We start from the raw sequence: 17,008 nt of genomic DNA, 5'->3' as shown, positions 1-17,008 counted from the left end.
TCCGATGGGGCGGACCACACCGATCCGAGGGGATCGTCTGATCCATCAATGTGAACCGACATTCGCGTTCATGATGCGGTATGCCTGCCCCCCTGTCAATGGCCCGGCACGACTCACGACGACCGCAGCCCCCTCGGTCTCATCCCACCCGGACGAGCGCATCCCGGGTGAGGTCCGTGATGCCGGCATAACCGTTGAGGCCCATGGTCAGGTCTGCCTCGGCGAGCAGGCTGGAGAGGACGAACTCGATGCCTGCCTGGCCTCCGACCGCGGCGCCGTAGCCGTAGGGGCGGCCGATGCCGACGGCGGTCGCCCCCAACGCGAGCGCCTTGACGATGTCAGGACCTGAGCGAGGACCGGAGTCGAAGATCACCGGAACGCCGTCGGCGGCTTCGACGACCGCGGGCAGCAGATCGAGGGTGGGGGCGGTGGCGGCCTGTCGGCCACCGTGGTTGGAGCAGTAGATGCCGTCGACGCCACCGTCACGCGCGCGGCGCACGTCGTCCGGATGACAGATGCCCTTGAGCAGCAGTGGGAGGTCGGTGAGACCGCGCAGCCACGCAAGATCGTCCCAGGTCAGGGTCGGATTGCCGAAGATCGAGGCCCAGTGCATCGTGGCGGCACCGGGATCCTCCTCCGGCGGATCCACGAGCCGCGAACGAAAGACCGGATCGCTGAAGTAGTTGGCCAGGCAGTAGCCGCGCAGCTGGGGGAACGTCGCGTGCTGCAGGTCGCGAGGCCGGTAGCCCAGGGTCCAGGTGTCGAGGGTGACCACGATGCCCTTGAAGCCGGCGGCCTCGGCGCGCCGCACGAGGCTCTCGGCGATCTCCCGGTCATTGGGTGTGTAGAGCTGGAAGAAGCCAGGAGTGTCGCCGAGCGCGGCGGCGACGTCCTCCAGCGGGTCCTGCATCAGGGTCGAGGCGACCATCGGCACTCCCGAAGCCGCCGAGGCGGCGGCCGTGGCGAGGTCGCCGTGCTCGTCGTCGGTCATGATGCCGATGACGCCGATCGGCGACATCAGCAGCGGGGTGGGCAGCCGATGGCCGAACAGCTCGATCGACAGGTCCCGCTCGGCCGCGCCGGCGAGCATCCTCGGCACGATTCCCCATCGCTCGAACGCGGCGACGTTCGCGCGCTGGGTGTACTCGTCGCCGGCGCCGCCCGCGACGTAGTCGAACAGTCGGTGCTCCAGCTTCTCCGCCGCAGCCGCCTCAAGGCCGGCAAAGGTCATGGGGAACGGCGGCAGGTTGTCTCCGCCGAGTCCCGCAAAGTAGACACCGAGGTTGAAGTCCGCATAGTTGGCCATGGTTGACTCTCGCTCCTGTTGCCGATTGATCCGCTGGGAATGGTTCGCGGCGTCGGAGGACTCCCGCGAGAAGGCGTCGAGAACGGCCGGCAGAGCCCACCGCTCCATGAGTGCCCCCGTTGGAAGCCGCGCTCGGCGAAGACCTCGGCGGCGCCCTCCAGGAGCCGGGCGGTCGTCACGGCCCGCTGACCGGTTGATCCTCGTGGCACCGCTCCTCCTCTTGGGCGCTCGAGATTCGACACCACATCGTGAAAGCTCCGGCCCCGACGACCGCACACTTGACAAGTCTGACCATAAAGCGAATATTGATTCACGTTAACCGTACAGTAATGCATCTCACAGAGAGGCCCGCCATGAGCAGCACCGTCACACCGGACATCCTGGAGATGGTCCGCGCCAGCATCGGACCGGCTCCCGACGACTTCGAGCTGCCGCTTCCTCCGATCAACCTCACCGTCGAGGAGGAGCGGGAGCACCGCAAGCGTGAGCTCGCAGCCGCGTTCCGGGTCTTCGGCAAGCTCGGCTTCTCCGAGGGAGTGGCCGGCCACATCACCGCCCGCGATCCGGAGCATCCCGAGACCTTCTGGGTCAACCCGTTCGGCATGAGCTTCAACCAGATCAAGGTGTCGGACCTGATCCACGTCGACCACGACGGCACGCTGCTCCACGGCAAGCGGCCGGTGAATCGAGCAGCCTTCTGCATCCACTCCGAGGTCCACAGGGCGCGGCCGGACGCGGTCGCCGCGGCCCACGCTCATTCGATGAACGGCAAGGCCTTCGCATCACTGGGCATCCCTCTCTCGCCGATCACGCAGGACGCGTGCGCGTTCTATGAGGACCACGGGCTCTACTCCGACTTCCGCGGCGTCGTCAACGACACCGAGGAGGGCCGTCGGATCGGTGTCGCGCTCGGCGACGCGAAGGCGGCCATCCTTCAGAACCATGGTCTCCTCACAGTGGGGCAGAGCGTCGCAGCCGCCGCGTGGTGGTTCATCACGATGGAGCGCTCCTGCCAGACCCAGCTGCAGGCGATGGCTGCCGGCTCGCCGACCCTCATCGACCACGACACCGCGGTGGACGTGCGCAACCAGATCGGGAACCCCGTCGCCGGCTGGTTCCAGTTCCGGCCCCTGTGGGACCAGGTCGTCGCGGAGTCACCCGACCTGTTCGACTGACCCCGCCGCTGGTTCTGGAGCGAGCTCGAGCGGGAGGTCGCCGGCCTCCCGCTCGATGCCCGCCGGCGCTGTCACCGGCCCCTTCACCACACCCGCGAGCCCCAGGACGACGACGGCTGCCGACGATCCCCACCCGGCGAACCCGAGTCTCTAGAGTGTCGGCATGACCCAGCCGATCGGCACCCCTCCCCCGCCTCCCGTGGTCAGGACCCGGCTGTACGAACAGGTGGCCGACCAGATCATCCATTGGGTCCACACCCAGGGCCTCGCCGCCGGGGACAGGCTGCCCCCGGAGCGCGAGTTCGCCACCAGCCTCGGCGTGAGCCGGGCGACCCTCAGCCAGGCACTGGTCGCGCTGGAGGTCATCGGGGTCGTCGGCGTGCGGCACGGGGACGGCACGGTGCTCAACCGGACCGACCCGTCCCTACCGATCGTCCACGCCATCCGGGCCCACGCCGACCGGCTTCCCGAGATCATCGACGCGCGCGACGCCCTGGAGACCAAGATCGCCGCCCTCGCCGCCCAACGACGCACGGCGAGCGACCTCGAGGCGATCCAGCACGCCCTCGACGAGATGGAGGCCGAGATCGACGGCGGTGACCGGGGCGTCGTGGGCGACGAGAAGTTCCACGCGGCCGTGACCGCCGCGTCGCACTCGGCGCTCCTGGCCGAGATGATGAGGACGATCAGCGACCTGGTTCGCGAGAGCCGGATCGAGTCGCTCTCCCAGCCCGGGCGGCCCCAGGACTCCTTGGCCGGCCACCGGCGGATCGCGGAGTCCATCGCCGCCGGGGATCCGGACGCTGCCGCGGCCGCCATGCGCGCCCACGTCGCCCAGGTGAGCGACATCGCGCTGCTGCGGGAGGCGAACGACCGCTGAACAGAATTGGCTAGGCCAATGGGCCACTGAGGCTCTATGCTCGGCCCATGACCGGACCCCTGCAGGACCTGCTCGTCGTCGACCTCTCCCGCGCGCTGGCCGGACCCCACGCCACGATGATGCTCGGCGACCTCGGAGCCCGGGTGATCAAGGTCGAGACGCCGCACGGCGGTGACGACACCCGCGGGTGGGGCCCGCCGTTCCGCTGGCCCGCCGACGGCTCTCACGCCGGCCACCGGGTCGATGACGTCCACCCCGAGTCGACGTACTTCCTCTCGGCGAACCGCAACAAGGAGTCCATCGCCCTCGATCTCAAGGACGATGACGACCGAGCGGTCCTCACCCGGCTCATCGATCGTGCCGACATCCTCGTCGAGAACTTCCGCACCGGAGTCTTGGACCGCCTCGGCTTCGGGCAGGCGCACCTGGAGAAGCTCAACCCCCGGCTGATCACCCTGTCGATCTCGGGGTTCGGCCACGACGGTCCGGAGGGCGGGCGTGCGGGCTATGACCAGATCGCCCAGGGCGAGGCCGGCCTGATGTCCCTGACCGGCTCACGCCCCGACGACCCGCAGAAGGTCGGCACCCCGATCTCCGACTTGCTGGCCGGCATGTACGGGGCGTTCGGCCTGATGAGTGCGCTGCACGAGCGTGGGCGCACCGGCCGCGGGCAGGTGGTCCGCACCTCACTGCTGGCGGCGACGGTCGGCGTCCACGGCTTCCAGGGCACCCGCTGGACGGTCGCCGGCCAGGTCGGCCGCGCCCAGGGCAACCACCATCCGTCGGTCTCTCCCTACGGCCTCTTCAGGTGCGCTGACGGCGTCGTGCAGATCGCGGTCGGCAGCGAGGGCCTGTGGCACGACTTCTGCGCCGGCTTCGGCCTGGACCCCGACCTTCCGGGCCTGACCACCAACCCCGAGCGAGTCCCCCGACACGAGGAGGTCATCGCGATCGTGGAGCAGGCGTTCTCCGGATGGAGCGTCGAGCCGCTGCTCGTGCGGCTCGCGGAGATCGGGGTGCCGGCCGGGCGGATCCGGTCGCTCGACGAGGTGTACACGTGGGACCAGACCGCCAGCCAGGGCCTGCTGATCGACGTGGACCACCACAGCCTCGGGACCGTGACCCTGCCCGGACCACCCCTGCGCTTCTTCGCGCCCGATGGCGCGGAGACCACTCCCGGCGGCCACCGTGCACCGCCGGTGCTGGACGAGCACGGAGAGCAGGTGCGGGAGTGGCTGGACCAGTCGTGACCACCGGACCCCGTGCGCACGACGTCATCGACGCCCTGCTCGACCCCGGCTCTCACCGGAGCTGGGACCACCGGATCGATCTGACGACCACGCCCCCCGGAGTACCGGCACGAGCTCGAGCAGGCCGAGCGGGACGCCGAGACCGACGAGGCAGTCATCGCCGGGGAGGCACCGTGAACGGCAGCCCGGTCGCCATCATCGTGAGCGAGTTCGCCTTCTTGGCCGGATCGATCGGACGGACGTCGAATCTTGGTGGAGGTCGACCTGTCGGTCGGCTCAAGCTCTGACGCGATCTTCAACGTCGGCAGATGAGAGTGACTGTCCCACCACGAGATGGACCAGAACATGAACTGACCCGCGACGTCATTGGTGGTCGAGCACTCTTCGGCCACACGGTCGGCGGCGCGTGAGCCGGTTCTAAGTGACCACCGGGGCTCAGCGCCTCACTCCGCGTACGTGCTGCAGCTGGATGGTCCCCCCGCCCTTCCGGCGTAGCCTGGCTTCGAGGCCGACCGCGACCTTGGACAGCGCGTAGTTGATGATGAAGAAGACGGCAGCCAAGAAGATGCCGACCGCAAGTGGATTCCGGTACTCGGGCGATATGTAGATCCGTTCCGCGACGTTCACGACTCCTGGTGCGCCGATGATGTAGCCCAGCGCGGTGTCCTTGAGCACCACCACCAGCTGAGCGATGATGGCGGGCAGCATCGAACGCACTGTCTGAGGCGCCAGGATCAGAACCATCACCCGGGACTTGCGAAGCCCGATCGCATAGCCCGCCTCTGTTTGCCCGCGCGGCACGGACTGAAGTCCCGCCCGGAAGATCTCTGCCATGACAGCCCCGTGGCAGAGCATGATCGCGAGCACAAGTGTCCAGAACGATCCGACCCGATCACCGACGACGCTCAAATAGAGAAACAGGATGAGCAGCAGGAGCGGCACGGCACGGAAGAATTCAACGATCGCATGGCTTGGCCAGCGCAGCCACTTGTGCTCAGATAGGCGTCCGGCTGCCAGGACCGCTCCGAATATGAGGGCGAGAGCGATGGCAGCCACCGCGGCGCTCAGTGTGTCCACGAGGCCCTCGAGGAGCGCAGAGGCAATGGCAGGTTGCACGAAAGCCTCCCACTGATCCGGCGTGATCTGCTCCTGCTTCCAGAGTTCCCTCAGGATCCAGGCGGCGAGGCCGGTCAACACGATGGAAGCCAGCACGGTGTACCAAAGCTGCCGACGCCTGCCCCGGGGCCCCGTCACGTCGAAGAGAACTGTTGTCATCGCGCAGTCACCAACCGTTGCTCCAAGAGGTGGCCAATGATCGACAATGCGCCCACGATCAATGCATAGCCAAGGGCGATGCCGAGGAAGTTGTAGTACAACGAGCCGGGAAACTCCTCAACAAGCTGTTTGAATTGGTAGGTGGCTTCGGTGATGCCGAAGGCAGCGGCAACCGCGGTGTTCTTGCTGAGTGCCATGTACACACTGACCAGTGGAGGAATCACCGCCCGGACCGCCTGCGGGAGCACCACTAGCCCAAGAGTGCCGCCGAAGCCCATGCCGATCGCTCGCGCAGCCTCGGCTTGGCCGGGCTCAACAGTGTTGATCCCGGAGCGGAGCACCTCGCAGACGAACGCAGCAGTGTAGAGCGACAGAGCTACTACCGCTCGCGAGAAGAAGCTGTCGCGCAGCAGACCCAGCTCCGGTAGCCCCACGACTGCGAGGATGAACAGCACCACCAGTGGGGTGTTTCGGAACACCTCGACGTATGCAGCGCCTGCGGCCCTGAGGGGGGCGATCGGGGAGACCCGCATGGCACCCAGCAGCGTTCCCAACACGGTGGCGAACATCGCCGACAACCCGAGCAGTTGCAACGTCACGAGGAATCCCTCAGACAACTGGTCGACCAGTACCGACAGATACTCGGGATTCAACGTGGCACCTCTTCCTCCTCCCCGTCGGGAGGGCTGGTACGCCCGCCCGACGGGGACGACCGTCGATCAGCAGTTCTCGTCGACCATGGGGGGCTCGGGGGTCTCGACACCGGACTCGCCGAGGGTGGCCTCGAAGGCCTCCGCCCAGCTGCCGTCCTCGTGCGACCGCTGGAGGGCGTCGTTGAGGAACTCGCACATCTCCGGGGCGTCGGGGGAATAGCCGATGCCGTAGCGCTCCTCGCTAAACGGTTCGCCGACCACCTCAAGCTCATCCGGTTGCTGGGCTGCGGAGCCGAGGAGGATGGCACCGTCGGTCGTGACCACGTCGACCGAACCATTGAGCAGCTGCGTCACGCAGTCTGCGTAGCTATCGAATGGCACGGGTTCTGCCCCGTACTCTTCAGTCACGGTCTTGATCGAGGTGGATCCCGACACCGCGCAAACCTTCGCGCCCTCGAGATCCTCGGGGCCCGTGATCCGATCTTTGTCTTCCTCCCGCACCAGCAGCTGCTGGCCGGTCAGGTAATAGGGACCTGCCTGTCCGACGAGCTCTCGCCGCTCGTCACTGATGGAGTAGGTGCTCAACACCAGGTCCACGGCGCCGTTCTGCAGGAACGGTTCACGGTTCTCCGTCACCGCCTGCTCCCAGACGATGTCCTCGGGCGCGATGCCGAGCTGGCCCGCGATGATCTTGGCCATCTCGACGTCGAACCCCTCGGGCGTGTCGGCGCCCGGCGGAAGGTAACCCAGACCCGGTTGGTCGTACTTGACGCCGATGGTGATCTTGCCGGCCTCGGACAGCCCGTTCATGACCGTGCCGGCCTCGAACTCTGGATTCTCCTCAACCTGTACCTCCGTGCCGCCATCGTCGCCGCCGCAGCCGGCGAGAGCCAGCACGAGGCCGCCGACGAGAGCCGCAGCCTTGGTCCGCTTCATGCGCATCCTTGTCTCCATTCTCGGTATGGACATACTTTCTGCGAGCAGGTCGATCCTGCGTCAGTGGTTGAGGATCTTGCCGAGGAAGTCCTTGGCCCGGTCCGAGCGAGGGCTGGTGAAGAACTCGTCGGGGGTCGCCTCCTCGACGACCGCGCCGTCGCACATGAAGACGACGCGGTCCCCGGCGGTGCGCGCGAACCCCATCTCGTGGGTGACGACGACCATCGTCATGCCCTGCTTGGCGAGGTCGACCATCACCTCGAGCACCTCGGCGATCATCTCCGGGTCGAGCGCGGAGGTCGGCTCGTCGAAAAGCATCACCTTGGGGTTCATCGCCAGCGCGCGGGCGATCGCGACCCGCTGCTGTTGCCCGCCCGACAGCTGGGCGGGGTATTTCTCCGCCTGTTGGCCGACCCCGACCCGGTCCAGCAGCTCCCTGGCGCGCCTTTCGGCGTCGGCCCTCTTCAGTCCACGGACCCTGATCGGCCCGAGCGTGACGTTCTCGAGGATGGTCTTGTGGGAGAAGAGGTTGAAGCTCTGGAAGACCATGCCTACCTCAGCGCGCAGGTTCGCAAGCTCCTTGCCTTCCTGCGGCAGGGGGACCCCGTCGAGGGCGATGCTGCCATGGTCGATGGTCTCGAGCCGGTTGATGGCCCGGCACAGCGTGGACTTGCCGGACCCCGAAGGTCCGATCACCACGACGACCTCGCCCCGCTTCACGCTCAAGTTGATGTCCTGCAGCACGTGCAGCTCGCCGAACCACTTGTCCACGTGGTCGAGCACGACCAGCGACTGCGTTCCAGCTCCCGGAGCGGCGCTCGGTACGAGTTCGGGCACGGGACCACCTCCGTCGACGTTGTTCAGCGGCATTGAACGATCACCACGGGCGGGCCATGCGCTACCTGCTGTTGGTCGACCTCCACTGCGGATTGCCGACCTTTCGCTGAGACACACAACACCGTGTACAACTGCATGCATGAGTATGCCGAGCGGTGTGACGAATGTCAAGCAGCGTTCGTTCAGCGCCGGCGCTCGTCTCAGTCTCGCCAGTTCAGCTCTTCGCACTTCCCACCCGTGTGGCGCGCCCGAGCGCAGGTGGAGCCCTCCGCCGGGTGAGGAGATCCAGTGGGACTGGGGCGAGCGGCCCGACCCGCCGAACTTTGACGTTGGGGTCGACCGCGATGCAAGGGCGTCTCGTGGCGGAGGGGACCGGTGCCAGCGCTTCAGCTTTGCTTGACCTTGACCTTGACCTTGACCTTGACCTTGACCTTGACCTAACACCGCGTGGACCTGCTGGAGGTTCATCTCGTCGGTCAGGCTTTGCCAACAACACTGTGTGGCGGCGTGGTGGGCCTCTTCACCACGCCCTTGCGGGATCTCTCGACGCAGCTCGCCCCGAAGCGAGACCGCGCTGACCTGGCAACAGTCCTTCAGTTGAGGAGCTTGTCGAGGTCGCCCCGTTCGTGGGTGACGCCCTCGGCCGCAGCAACCAGGTGCAGGTACTGCTCCAGCTCCGTTCGCGGGATGTTGCGCGCCCACCACACCGGCCCACCGTGATGCCGTGGGAAGCCGAAGCCGTTGACGGCTGCCACGTCGACATCGTCCCCGTTCCTGGCAACCCCCTCCTCCAGCAACAATGCCGCTTCGTTGACGATTGCTGCGACCGCGATCCAAGCGATCGTGTCTGCCGACGGGGGTTCAGCGCCCAGCGTTCCGTGGCGGCGTCGCGCGGACTCGATGACCTTGTCAGTGATCGGATCGTCTTGTCCTTGCGAGAGTCCCGGACCGTACCGGTAGTACCCCGCCCCCGTCTTCACCCCGAGACGTCCGGCCTCGCAGAGTCGGTCCGGAATCTCCACGTACCGTGCCCGAGGATCCCGACCAGCTGACAGTCGCTGCCGCATGGCATAGGCAATGTCCAGGCCCGAAAGATCGGCAACCGCGAACGGGCCCATCGGGAAGCCGAAGGCAAGCATGGCTTCATCAACGAGTCGTGGTGATGCCCCATCGAGAAGCAAGTACTCACAGTGCCGACGGTAGGCCGAGAACATCCGGTTCGCGATGAACCCCTCCCCCACCCTGGCGATGACCGGCTTCTTGCCAAGCTTGCGCGCCATCGTCAAGGCCGTGGCCAGCGTCATCGGCGACGTCGCCTCGCCGCGGATGATCTCCAGCAGGGGCATCCGCGTCGCGGGATTGAAGAAATGCATCCCGAGCAACCGATCTGGGTGCTCGGTGTGCTGTGCGAGCAGGTCGATGTCCAGGTACGACGTGTTCGTCGCCAGCACGGCGTCACCCGTCAACACCCGGTCAACTGAGGCAACCACGTCCGCCTTCACGTCCATGTCTTCCACGACGGCCTCGACGACGAGCTCACATTCGGCAAGCTCATGGACCCGATGGACGGCGTGCATCTGGGCCTCGATGCCCTTCTCGGCCAGGTCTCGACGAATACAGACGGCCTGCTCCTCGGCTCTCCGGTGATCGGAGTCGAGCAACATGACCTCGAAACTTTCGCGCGCGAAGAGCTCGGCAATCGAGGCGCCCATGCTGCCAGCGCCCACCACGCCCACGCGGCGCACCAGGGTCGGCTCGATCTCCGAGAGGTCGGGAGCCTTGCCGGCCGCTCGCTCAGCGAAGAAGAGGTGGCGCAACGCTGCCGCTTCCTCGCTCAGCCGAAGCTCGTTGAAGGTGGCGCGCTCCTCAGCGAGCAACTCGGCCAGAGGTTCGGACCCCGCCCGCACGACCAGGTCGATCGCCTTGAGGGCGGCGGGGCGACCACGGGCGCGTCTGGCGGCCGTCCCCACAGCTGCCGTGACTGCTGCTCCACCCTCGTCCGGACAGGGGAGACCCGCCAACGATGACTTGCCCGGTTGCGCCCGCACCAGATCGATCGCCGTCGACAACAACTCGCTCGCGCTGGTGACCGCCGCGAGAAATCCCCACCGCAGTGCGTCCGGCGCGGCGAATCGGCGACCGGAACAGATGAGCTCGATAGCACGGACACGCCCGACGGCGCGGGGCAGACGTTGGGTCCCGCCCGCTCCCGGCACCATCCCCAGGGTGACCTCAGGCAGTCCCAGTACAGCGGTCGACGTGGCGACACGCGCGTCGCAGGCCAATGCCAGCTCGAGGCCACCACCCAACGCGTATCCGTCGATTGCGGCAACCACAGGCACCGGACACTGCTCAACGGTCTCGATGACCTGCGGCAGCGACGGGTCGGCAATCGCACCGGTGAACTCCCGAACGTCGGAGCCAGAGATGAACGTACCGCCCGCACCGACAAGGACCACGCCCTCCAGGCCGGGAGTCTGACCGGCTTGCTGGAGCGCGTCCGCCATGCCCGCACGGACGCCGTGACCTCCCGCGTTCACCGGAGCATGATCGATGATCACGACCATGACCTGATCTTCCACGACAGTCCGCACCGGCGGCCCGGAAGGCCAGCGGGACAGGTCGACATCAGTCCTCGGCATGGACATCCTTTGTTGACGGCTCGTCCTCTTCGGAGGTCGCCAGGACCGCCAGACAGTCAACACCGAGGACACCCTCGCCCTCCGGGTACACCATCAGCGGATTGACCTCGGCCTCGAGCACGAGGTCGTCGTTCGCAGCGAGCTTGGAGATCGCCACCACGGTGTCCGCCAGCGCGTCGAGGTCGCCCTTGGGAGCGCCACGGTATCCGGCAAGGACCTTGAGTCCCACCACCTCTGCGATCATCTCCTCGGCACTCGACTTGGACACGGGTGCCGGCCGCAGACTGCGATCGTCATGGAGCTCTGCCGTGACGCCGCCCGACGCGAGCATGACCAGTGGCCCGGCCTCCGGATCGAGCCGGTACCCGACCAAGACCTCACCCAGCGGCTTCACCATGGGTTGGACCAAGACGTTGGCGACGCGAATCTGAGCACGTTCTGCCACTGCCGTGACGATCTGAGAAGTGGCCTCGCGCAGGCGCTCTGTTCCGACCACGCCGATGACCACGCCCCCCGCGTCACTCTTGTGAGGCAGGTCAGCGGTCAGGGCCTTGACCACCATCGGACCGTCGAAGGGGGCCGACGTGATCTCGTCGTCGATGCTCAGCACCTTGTTCGGTGAGATGGGTACATGGTGTCGACGGAGCAAGACCGCGGACTGCTCCTCGTCGAGGACGCGCTGCCCCGTCCACTCTCGTCGTTCGGTCACCACCGCCGTCGCCCGGGGTCGACGGCGAGCAAACACCGCAGCCACGGCGTCCGCGCACGACTCAGGGGTCCGGAACGCCGGCACACCGGAACGATGCAAGAGCTCGAGCGCGTCCGGTGCGTGCGGCACCACGAAGGCGGCGAGCGGCGTTCCGATGGACACCGAGTCGGCGATGGGCCTGACGGCGAGCTCAGGATGGTTCCTTGCCGAGGATCCGGCCACTGCGACAACCAAGTCGAACTCGGGAGCCGTGAGGATCACCTCCAGCGCCGCCTTCATGACCTCATACTTGGTGCCGGCAAGCGTCAAGTCGATGAGGGCGCCACTGCCGGCGTCGATGCCGCGCTCGGCCAGCCGCGCGCGCGTCTCGTCCGACGCCCCCACGACGTCGACACCAGCGACGGCGAGCTGGTCCACCACCATGGCTCCACCACCGCCAGTGGTCGTGATGACACCCACGGTCGAAGGACGCTGGGAGTCGTCGGGCAGGGGAACGAGACGTGCAAGCTGCTGTCCTTCCAAGAGGGCTTCGAAGGTGTGCACGCGAGCGATGCCGAGATCTGCGAGCACGGTCGCGGCGACCGCGTCATCGCCGGCGAGGGCGCCCGTGTGCGAGACGGCGAGATCGGCCGCGGCCCTGGATCGGCCGAGCTTGTAGGCGACGATGGGCTTGCCGCGCTGAGCTGCCGCGACACTGAACGCGCGGAGGTCCCCGAGCCCGGCCAGAGACTCGATGAAGAGCGCGTAGCTGGCGACACCGGGATCATCAAGAGTGGCCGCGCAGATTTCACCCAGAGTCAGGTCGACCTCTCCGCCGGTGGAGATCAGACCGGCGAAGCCCACGCCCATTGCCTTCCCGCGCGAGACGAGCGCTCCGATGACACTGCCGGAGTGCGATGCGACGAAGGTGGATCCGACCGGCAAGCCCGTCTCGGCGAACGCGGCGTTGGCCGTCAGGACCAGGTTGCATCGAGGGTTCACGACGCCGAGGCTGCTCGGCCCAACGACCCGCAACGAGCTGTGGGCCACGATGTCCGCGAGCTCGCGGTGGCGGGCAACGCCTTCCGGGCCAGACTCCGCGAAGCCGCTCGCCATCACCGTGGCGACGGTGACTCCGAGATCGGCACACTCGCGCACGGCGTCCAGGGCGAGGCTCGAGTCCGTCAGGATGAAGGCGTGCTCAGGGACCTCGGGCAAGGCTGCCAGGGAGGCCCAGGCGCGCTCCCCCAGCACGGTGTCCCGCCGAGGGTTGACGGGGTAGATCCGGCCTTGCCAACCGGCGTCACGCAGATACTTCAGCGGCCGTGCGCCCACCTTCGCCAGGTCGTCCGAGGCACCCACGAGCGCCACGCTCGACGGAGCGAACAGAGCCCTGTTGAGAGCATCGGCGGAAGGCCGACCGGTGCCGTACGCAGCGGAGGACGTCGGTGATGCCCCATGAACGGTCATGCGTTGGCTCGCTGGCTGAACCTGCGTCCGAAGACGCCCTCCGCGATTCTGTTCTTGAGCATCTCGGTCGAGCCGCCGGCGATCATCCAGCCACGCGTACGCCGGACGCAATACTCGACGAGTGACTCCTGGCTGTAGCCCAGTCCGCCCATGGTCTGCATCGCGGCGTTGGCGACGTCGAAGCCAGCCGCGTTGCACGCGAACTTTGCGAGGGCTGTGTCGTGCGCCGAGGGCAACCCGTTCTCGTCCACCTGAGCGGCAGCGCGGTACAGCAGCAGCTGAGCAGCCTCGAGCTTGACCGCCATCTCAGCGAACATCCACTGCAATCCCTGAAACTCTGCCAAGGGGCGCCCGAACTGATGGCGCTCGAGCACGTGTGCACGCGCCTCCTCGAAGGCATACCGGCCGAGAGCCAAGGACCGGGCCGAGTTGCCGATGCGCTCGACATTGAATCCACTGATCTGCTTCTTGAAGCCACCTTCGCCGAGCAGCAGGTTGTCGAGCGGCACGCGGCAGTTGTCGAAGTACAGCTGGCTCCACTCCTCGCCGCTCATGAAGGCAGCCGGTTTGCCCACGGCGAACCCGGGGGTGTCGCGCTCAACGATGAGGGACCCGATGCCGTTGACCCCGGGCCCGAATCGGACATAGACGAGGAAGATGTCGGCGTCCGGGCTGTGCGTCGAGAAGACCTTGCTGCCATTGACGACGTAGTGGTCCCCGTCGAGCTTGGCCGTGGTCCGGAGCTCAGTTGCTGCCGAGCCAGCCTCGGGCTCGGTCATGCCCAGGGCGATGACCTTCTCGCCCGCAAGCAGCTGCGGGAGGTACCTCGCGCGCAGCTGAGGTTCGGCGTACTCGGCGAAGGTACGAAGCGGCCCGAAGTTGCCAGCCTGCACCACGTCGGCCGCCTTGGGGCAGGCGGTCGCGACGGCCTGGATCGCGATCACGGCGTCCATCAAGGTGCCGCCCTGCCCACCCTTGTCCTCGGGGATCGTGAGGCCGAGCAGGCCCTGCTTGCCCAGTGCTCGCGCGACACCTCGGGGAAATTCGGTCTCGTGCGCGCGCTCGAGCGCGCCAGCTGCGAAGTTGTCGTGGGCGTAGGCGGTGACGATGTCGCGCAGGCTCGCCTGAGTCTGGCTCAACTGAAAGTCCATCTCCACTCCTTGTCTGTATGCAGTCGTATACTACTGCATGGATCAGAATACCGAAAGGCGACCCTGTGGTGGTGGACATGTAGTCGACCGGGCCACCCTCGACGCGCAGCCCTCTCCGCGTCGTGGGCGCGGCTCCGTGGGGACGAGCTCAGTCGGTCCCTGGGCCCAGGCGAAGGGTGCGCACGTCCGGCATGGCCTTCATCGATCGAAGCTGAACCGCAAGCTCGGACCCACAGTCGGGGCCGAGGATCGGGCCCACCAGACCCGAGAACTTCTGGCTCATCTGCACCGGCGAGACCGGGTTCGACGGATCACCTCGCCGGTCGGCCACGACGGAACCCGACAGATGCCCGCCATGCATGTCCAGTGCGTCGACGCGTGCCCCGCGACGATCTGGAAAGGCGTCGACGAAGGTGGGATCGGGTCGCATGACCACGCGCGCCATCAGACGTTGGATGTCGGCATCGTGCAACTTTCCGTCACGAAACGAGCTCGCGTCCACGACGCCATCGGAGAGGGCGCAGGCGACCACGAAGGGGATGCTGAACTTGGCCTCGTACGGTGTACGGGGCGCCGGGTTGCCGGCGACGTCGATGGCCGCCGTATAGGTATGAACCTCCACCCGGGCGATGTCGCCAAGGGACAACCCACGGTTGCTGAGGTCGATCGACGCGTCGATCGCCGCGAAGGTGTGGCCGCAGCACGGGTAAGGCTTCACCGTCGTCTGCTCAACGAGGAACGCAGGTCCGAAGGGGCGAGCTGCCGCCGCCCAGTCGGGCGCCGACGACATGGCCACGCCCATTCCGATCTCGCCGTCAAGAACGTCGAGGGTGCCCGTGAATCCTTCTGCAGCAGCCAGGCCCGCAACGACGCCCGCGTGCGCTGCATGACCACTGTGCAGGGGCTTCCCCATGGAGTCCGACCGCAGAGTCTGCTGCAGTCCGGCGCCCATGGTCGCTGCGACGGCGAGGGCGTTGGCAGACGCTCTCTCGTCCAGTTGCAAGACTTCGGCGACGGCCGCCGCCGCCCCGATGCTGCCAACCGTGCCAGTGGTGTGCCAAGCCTTGTAGTGGTCGGGGCCCAGGACCTGTGCGACGCGGTTGCCAATCTCGTAGCCGACCACGATGGCGCGCAGGAGAGATTCGCCGCCGGTGCCCGCGGCCTGAGCAACCGCCAACGCTGCGGCGATCGTCGGCGCCCCCGGGTGGTAGGTGCCCGGCGAATAGATGTCATCGAGCTCCAGGGCGTGAGCCGCTGTTCCGTTGATCAGTGCTGCCGTGGGAGCTTGCGCACGGAGCGTGGTGCCCACCACCTGGGAGTGGTCGTCGGATCCCGCGAGCGCGGCAGTCAGCATGCGGGCGGGGGGTGTGGCACTGCCCCCGATCGTCACGCCGATCCAGTCCGTGAACGCCGCGGTGGCCGCCTCATAGGCAGCATCAGGCAAGGGCGTGCGACGCGAGCCCACAGCGCTGCCAGCCAGGACCAACGTGATGGGATGGTCGTTCAACCGGCTCAACCCCTCGGGGTCGCGAGCGGCCGCCATCGGCGTTCTTGCGTGCCCGTGCTGGCACGGCCCCAGGGGACGGCAGCTGTCGAACGTGGTGACGAAGGGCGCGATCGCTCCGGTTCGGCACAACTGACTCGCTCACCGCGACGGTCGGCGTAGACGAGCGAGGGGGTCATGGCCTCAGGCATCGGCCGGACCCTCGCCACGGCCAGCGTCACGACCGGCCTCGTTCGGGTTGATGTCGGTCATCCTGGCGTCCGAGGCGACGTCGTGTTGTGTCGTCACGGGAGGCTTCGACCGCTCATCGACGCGCAGGTTGAAGATGTCCGGCCGGGAGTAGTGGCCGGCCACGTCGAAGTCGAACTTGCCCTCGGCGATGCGTCCCAGATCCAAATCGGCCCGCAGAATCGCCTCACCGGACGCTTCCGGACCGGCCATGACATTCCCCAAGGGATCGATGATGACCGACCTGCCAGCGGACACGACGTCATCCTCGATCTCGAACGGGTAGTCGTCTGGATAGTCGGCCCGCTCGGCGTACTGGCAGGCGGACAGTACGAAGCACCGTCCTTCCAAGGCGATGTGCCGCATGCTCGACACCCAGCCTTCGCTGTGGGCCATGGTCGGCGCACAGTAGATCTCCACGCCCTTGCTGTACATGTGCATCCGCAGCATGGGCATGTAGTTCTCCCAGCAGATCACGGTGCCGATCTTTCCGATGGCAGTGTCATAGACCGGCAGCGTCGAGCCGTCCCCGAACCCCCAGACCAGGCGTTCAGCACCTGTCGGCATGAGCTTTCGGTGCTTACCCAACAGGGACCCGTCCGGGCCGAAGGTGAGCGCGGTGCAATACAGCGTCGAGCCACCGCGCTCGATCACTCCGATCACGAGATGCGACCCGTGACGTGCAGCCACACGCCCGATCCGGTCGGTGGCGGGCCCCGGGACCGTGATCGACGACTCCCAATACCGGCGATACATGCGCCGACCCTCGTCGGTCCGCGAACCAACCAACGCGCCGAAGGAGATTCCGCGCGGATAGCAAGAGACAAAGGCTTCGGGGAAGACGATCAGGTCCACGCCGGGCTCCGCGGCCCGCGCCGCGAGGTCCTCGACCTTCGCGAGGGTCCTCTCCAGGTCCAGGGCAACGGGGGCGGACTGAACGACGGCAACTCGCACAGGAGACTTCTTCATCATGCAGCGTCCTCTCTCGGGGCAGAGATCTGTGGCAGGGGAAC

General features: G+C 67.0%; 13 protein-coding genes. 3 read left to right on the top strand and 10 right to left on the bottom strand.

All coding sequences use genetic code 11. The features are described 5' to 3' along the window. Positions 1 to 139: 139 nt before the first annotated feature. Positions 140 to 1,306 (bottom strand): alpha-hydroxy-acid oxidizing protein, encoded by a 1,167-nt coding sequence (locus ACHAAC_RS13530; protein WP_435716808.1) that lies wholly within the window; start codon positions 1,304 to 1,306, stop codon positions 140 to 142. 353 nt (positions 1,307 to 1,659) lie between these two features. On the opposite strand from ACHAAC_RS13530, the gene ACHAAC_RS13525 reads away from it, so the two are divergent. The 3 genes from ACHAAC_RS13525 to ACHAAC_RS13515 all read left to right on the top strand — a co-directional run bounded on the left by ACHAAC_RS13525 (position 1,660) and on the right by ACHAAC_RS13515 (position 4,611). Next, positions 1,660 to 2,481, top strand: coding sequence for a class II aldolase/adducin family protein (locus ACHAAC_RS13525; protein ID WP_435716807.1), 822 nt, complete (start codon positions 1,660 to 1,662; stop codon positions 2,479 to 2,481). 163 nt (positions 2,482 to 2,644) lie between these two features. Continuing rightward, on the top strand, positions 2,645 to 3,361 hold the full coding sequence (locus ACHAAC_RS13520; protein ID WP_435716806.1) for a FadR/GntR family transcriptional regulator: 717 nt from the start codon (positions 2,645 to 2,647) through the stop codon (positions 3,359 to 3,361). Positions 3,362 to 3,408: 47 nt separating this feature from the next. Continuing rightward, positions 3,409 to 4,611: a CaiB/BaiF CoA transferase family protein gene (locus ACHAAC_RS13515; RefSeq protein WP_435716805.1), complete on the top strand. Its 1,203-nt coding sequence runs from the start codon at positions 3,409 to 3,411 to the stop codon at positions 4,609 to 4,611. A 435-nt stretch (positions 4,612 to 5,046) separates the two neighbouring features. Here the strand turns inward: ACHAAC_RS13515 and ACHAAC_RS13510 are convergent, their stop codons facing one another. The 9 genes from ACHAAC_RS13510 to ACHAAC_RS13470 all read right to left on the bottom strand — a co-directional run bounded on the left by ACHAAC_RS13510 (position 5,047) and on the right by ACHAAC_RS13470 (position 16,967). After that, positions 5,047 to 5,823 (bottom strand): amino acid ABC transporter permease, encoded by a 777-nt coding sequence (locus ACHAAC_RS13510; protein ID WP_435716804.1) that lies wholly within the window; start codon positions 5,821 to 5,823, stop codon positions 5,047 to 5,049. 59 nt (positions 5,824 to 5,882) lie between these two features. Continuing rightward, a complete protein-coding gene (locus ACHAAC_RS13505) occupies positions 5,883 to 6,539 on the bottom strand; it encodes an amino acid ABC transporter permease (protein ID WP_435716803.1) in 657 nt (218 codons plus the stop codon). A gap of 66 nt (positions 6,540 to 6,605) precedes the next feature. Further along, a complete protein-coding gene (locus tag ACHAAC_RS13500; protein WP_435716802.1) occupies positions 6,606 to 7,475 on the bottom strand; it encodes a glutamate ABC transporter substrate-binding protein in 870 nt (289 codons plus the stop codon). A gap of 60 nt (positions 7,476 to 7,535) precedes the next feature. Further along, a complete protein-coding gene (locus ACHAAC_RS13495; protein ID WP_435716801.1) occupies positions 7,536 to 8,345 on the bottom strand; it encodes an amino acid ABC transporter ATP-binding protein in 810 nt (269 codons plus the stop codon). A 560-nt stretch (positions 8,346 to 8,905) separates the two neighbouring features. Then, positions 8,906 to 10,879 carry a 3-hydroxyacyl-CoA dehydrogenase NAD-binding domain-containing protein gene (locus ACHAAC_RS13490; protein WP_435716800.1) on the bottom strand — a complete coding sequence of 658 codons (1,974 nt, stop codon included), beginning with the start codon at positions 10,877 to 10,879 and terminating at the stop codon, positions 8,906 to 8,908. Positions 10,880 to 10,940: 61 nt separating this feature from the next. Next, positions 10,941 to 13,004, bottom strand: a complete 2,064-nt coding sequence (locus tag ACHAAC_RS13485) for an acetate--CoA ligase family protein (protein ID WP_435716799.1) — start codon at positions 13,002 to 13,004, stop codon at positions 10,941 to 10,943. Between the two features lie 104 nt (positions 13,005 to 13,108). After that, entirely contained in the window at positions 13,109 to 14,263 is a 1,155-nt protein-coding gene (locus tag ACHAAC_RS13480; RefSeq protein WP_435716798.1) for an acyl-CoA dehydrogenase family protein, read from the bottom strand. A 148-nt stretch (positions 14,264 to 14,411) separates the two neighbouring features. Next, positions 14,412 to 15,806: an MmgE/PrpD family protein gene (locus ACHAAC_RS13475; protein ID WP_435716797.1), complete on the bottom strand. Its 1,395-nt coding sequence runs from the start codon at positions 15,804 to 15,806 to the stop codon at positions 14,412 to 14,414. Positions 15,807 to 15,950: 144 nt separating this feature from the next. After that, complete coding sequence (locus ACHAAC_RS13470) at positions 15,951 to 16,967, bottom strand: carbon-nitrogen hydrolase family protein (protein WP_435716796.1); 1,017 nt, start codon at positions 16,965 to 16,967, stop codon at positions 15,951 to 15,953. Positions 16,968 to 17,008: the final 41 nt, after the last annotated feature.

The sequence above is a fragment of the Aeromicrobium sp. CF4.19 genome, from assembly GCF_051262555.1.
Classification (GTDB): domain Bacteria; phylum Actinomycetota; class Actinomycetes; order Propionibacteriales; family Nocardioidaceae; genus Aeromicrobium.
This window is presented reverse-complemented; position numbering and strand designations above follow the sequence as displayed.

Coding starts and splice junctions, on each gene's coding strand:
- ACHAAC_RS13525 (WP_435716807.1), top strand. CDS start 1,660: ATGAGCAGCACCGTCACACCGGACATCCTGGAGATGGTCCGCGCCAGC.
- ACHAAC_RS13490 (WP_435716800.1), bottom strand. CDS start 10,879: ATGGTCGTGATCATCGATCATGCTCCGGTGAACGCGGGAGGTCACGGC.
- ACHAAC_RS13500 (WP_435716802.1), bottom strand. CDS start 7,475: ATGAAGCGGACCAAGGCTGCGGCTCTCGTCGGCGGCCTCGTGCTGGCT.
- ACHAAC_RS13530 (WP_435716808.1), bottom strand. CDS start 1,306: ATGGCCAACTATGCGGACTTCAACCTCGGTGTCTACTTTGCGGGACTC.
- ACHAAC_RS13480 (WP_435716798.1), bottom strand. CDS start 14,263: ATGGACTTTCAGTTGAGCCAGACTCAGGCGAGCCTGCGCGACATCGTC.
- ACHAAC_RS13515 (WP_435716805.1), top strand. CDS start 3,409: ATGACCGGACCCCTGCAGGACCTGCTCGTCGTCGACCTCTCCCGCGCG.
- ACHAAC_RS13495 (WP_435716801.1), bottom strand. CDS start 8,345: ATGCCGCTGAACAACGTCGACGGAGGTGGTCCCGTGCCCGAACTCGTA.
- ACHAAC_RS13470 (WP_435716796.1), bottom strand. CDS start 16,967: ATGATGAAGAAGTCTCCTGTGCGAGTTGCCGTCGTTCAGTCCGCCCCC.
- ACHAAC_RS13520 (WP_435716806.1), top strand. CDS start 2,645: ATGACCCAGCCGATCGGCACCCCTCCCCCGCCTCCCGTGGTCAGGACC.
- ACHAAC_RS13475 (WP_435716797.1), bottom strand. CDS start 15,806: ATGGCGGCCGCTCGCGACCCCGAGGGGTTGAGCCGGTTGAACGACCAT.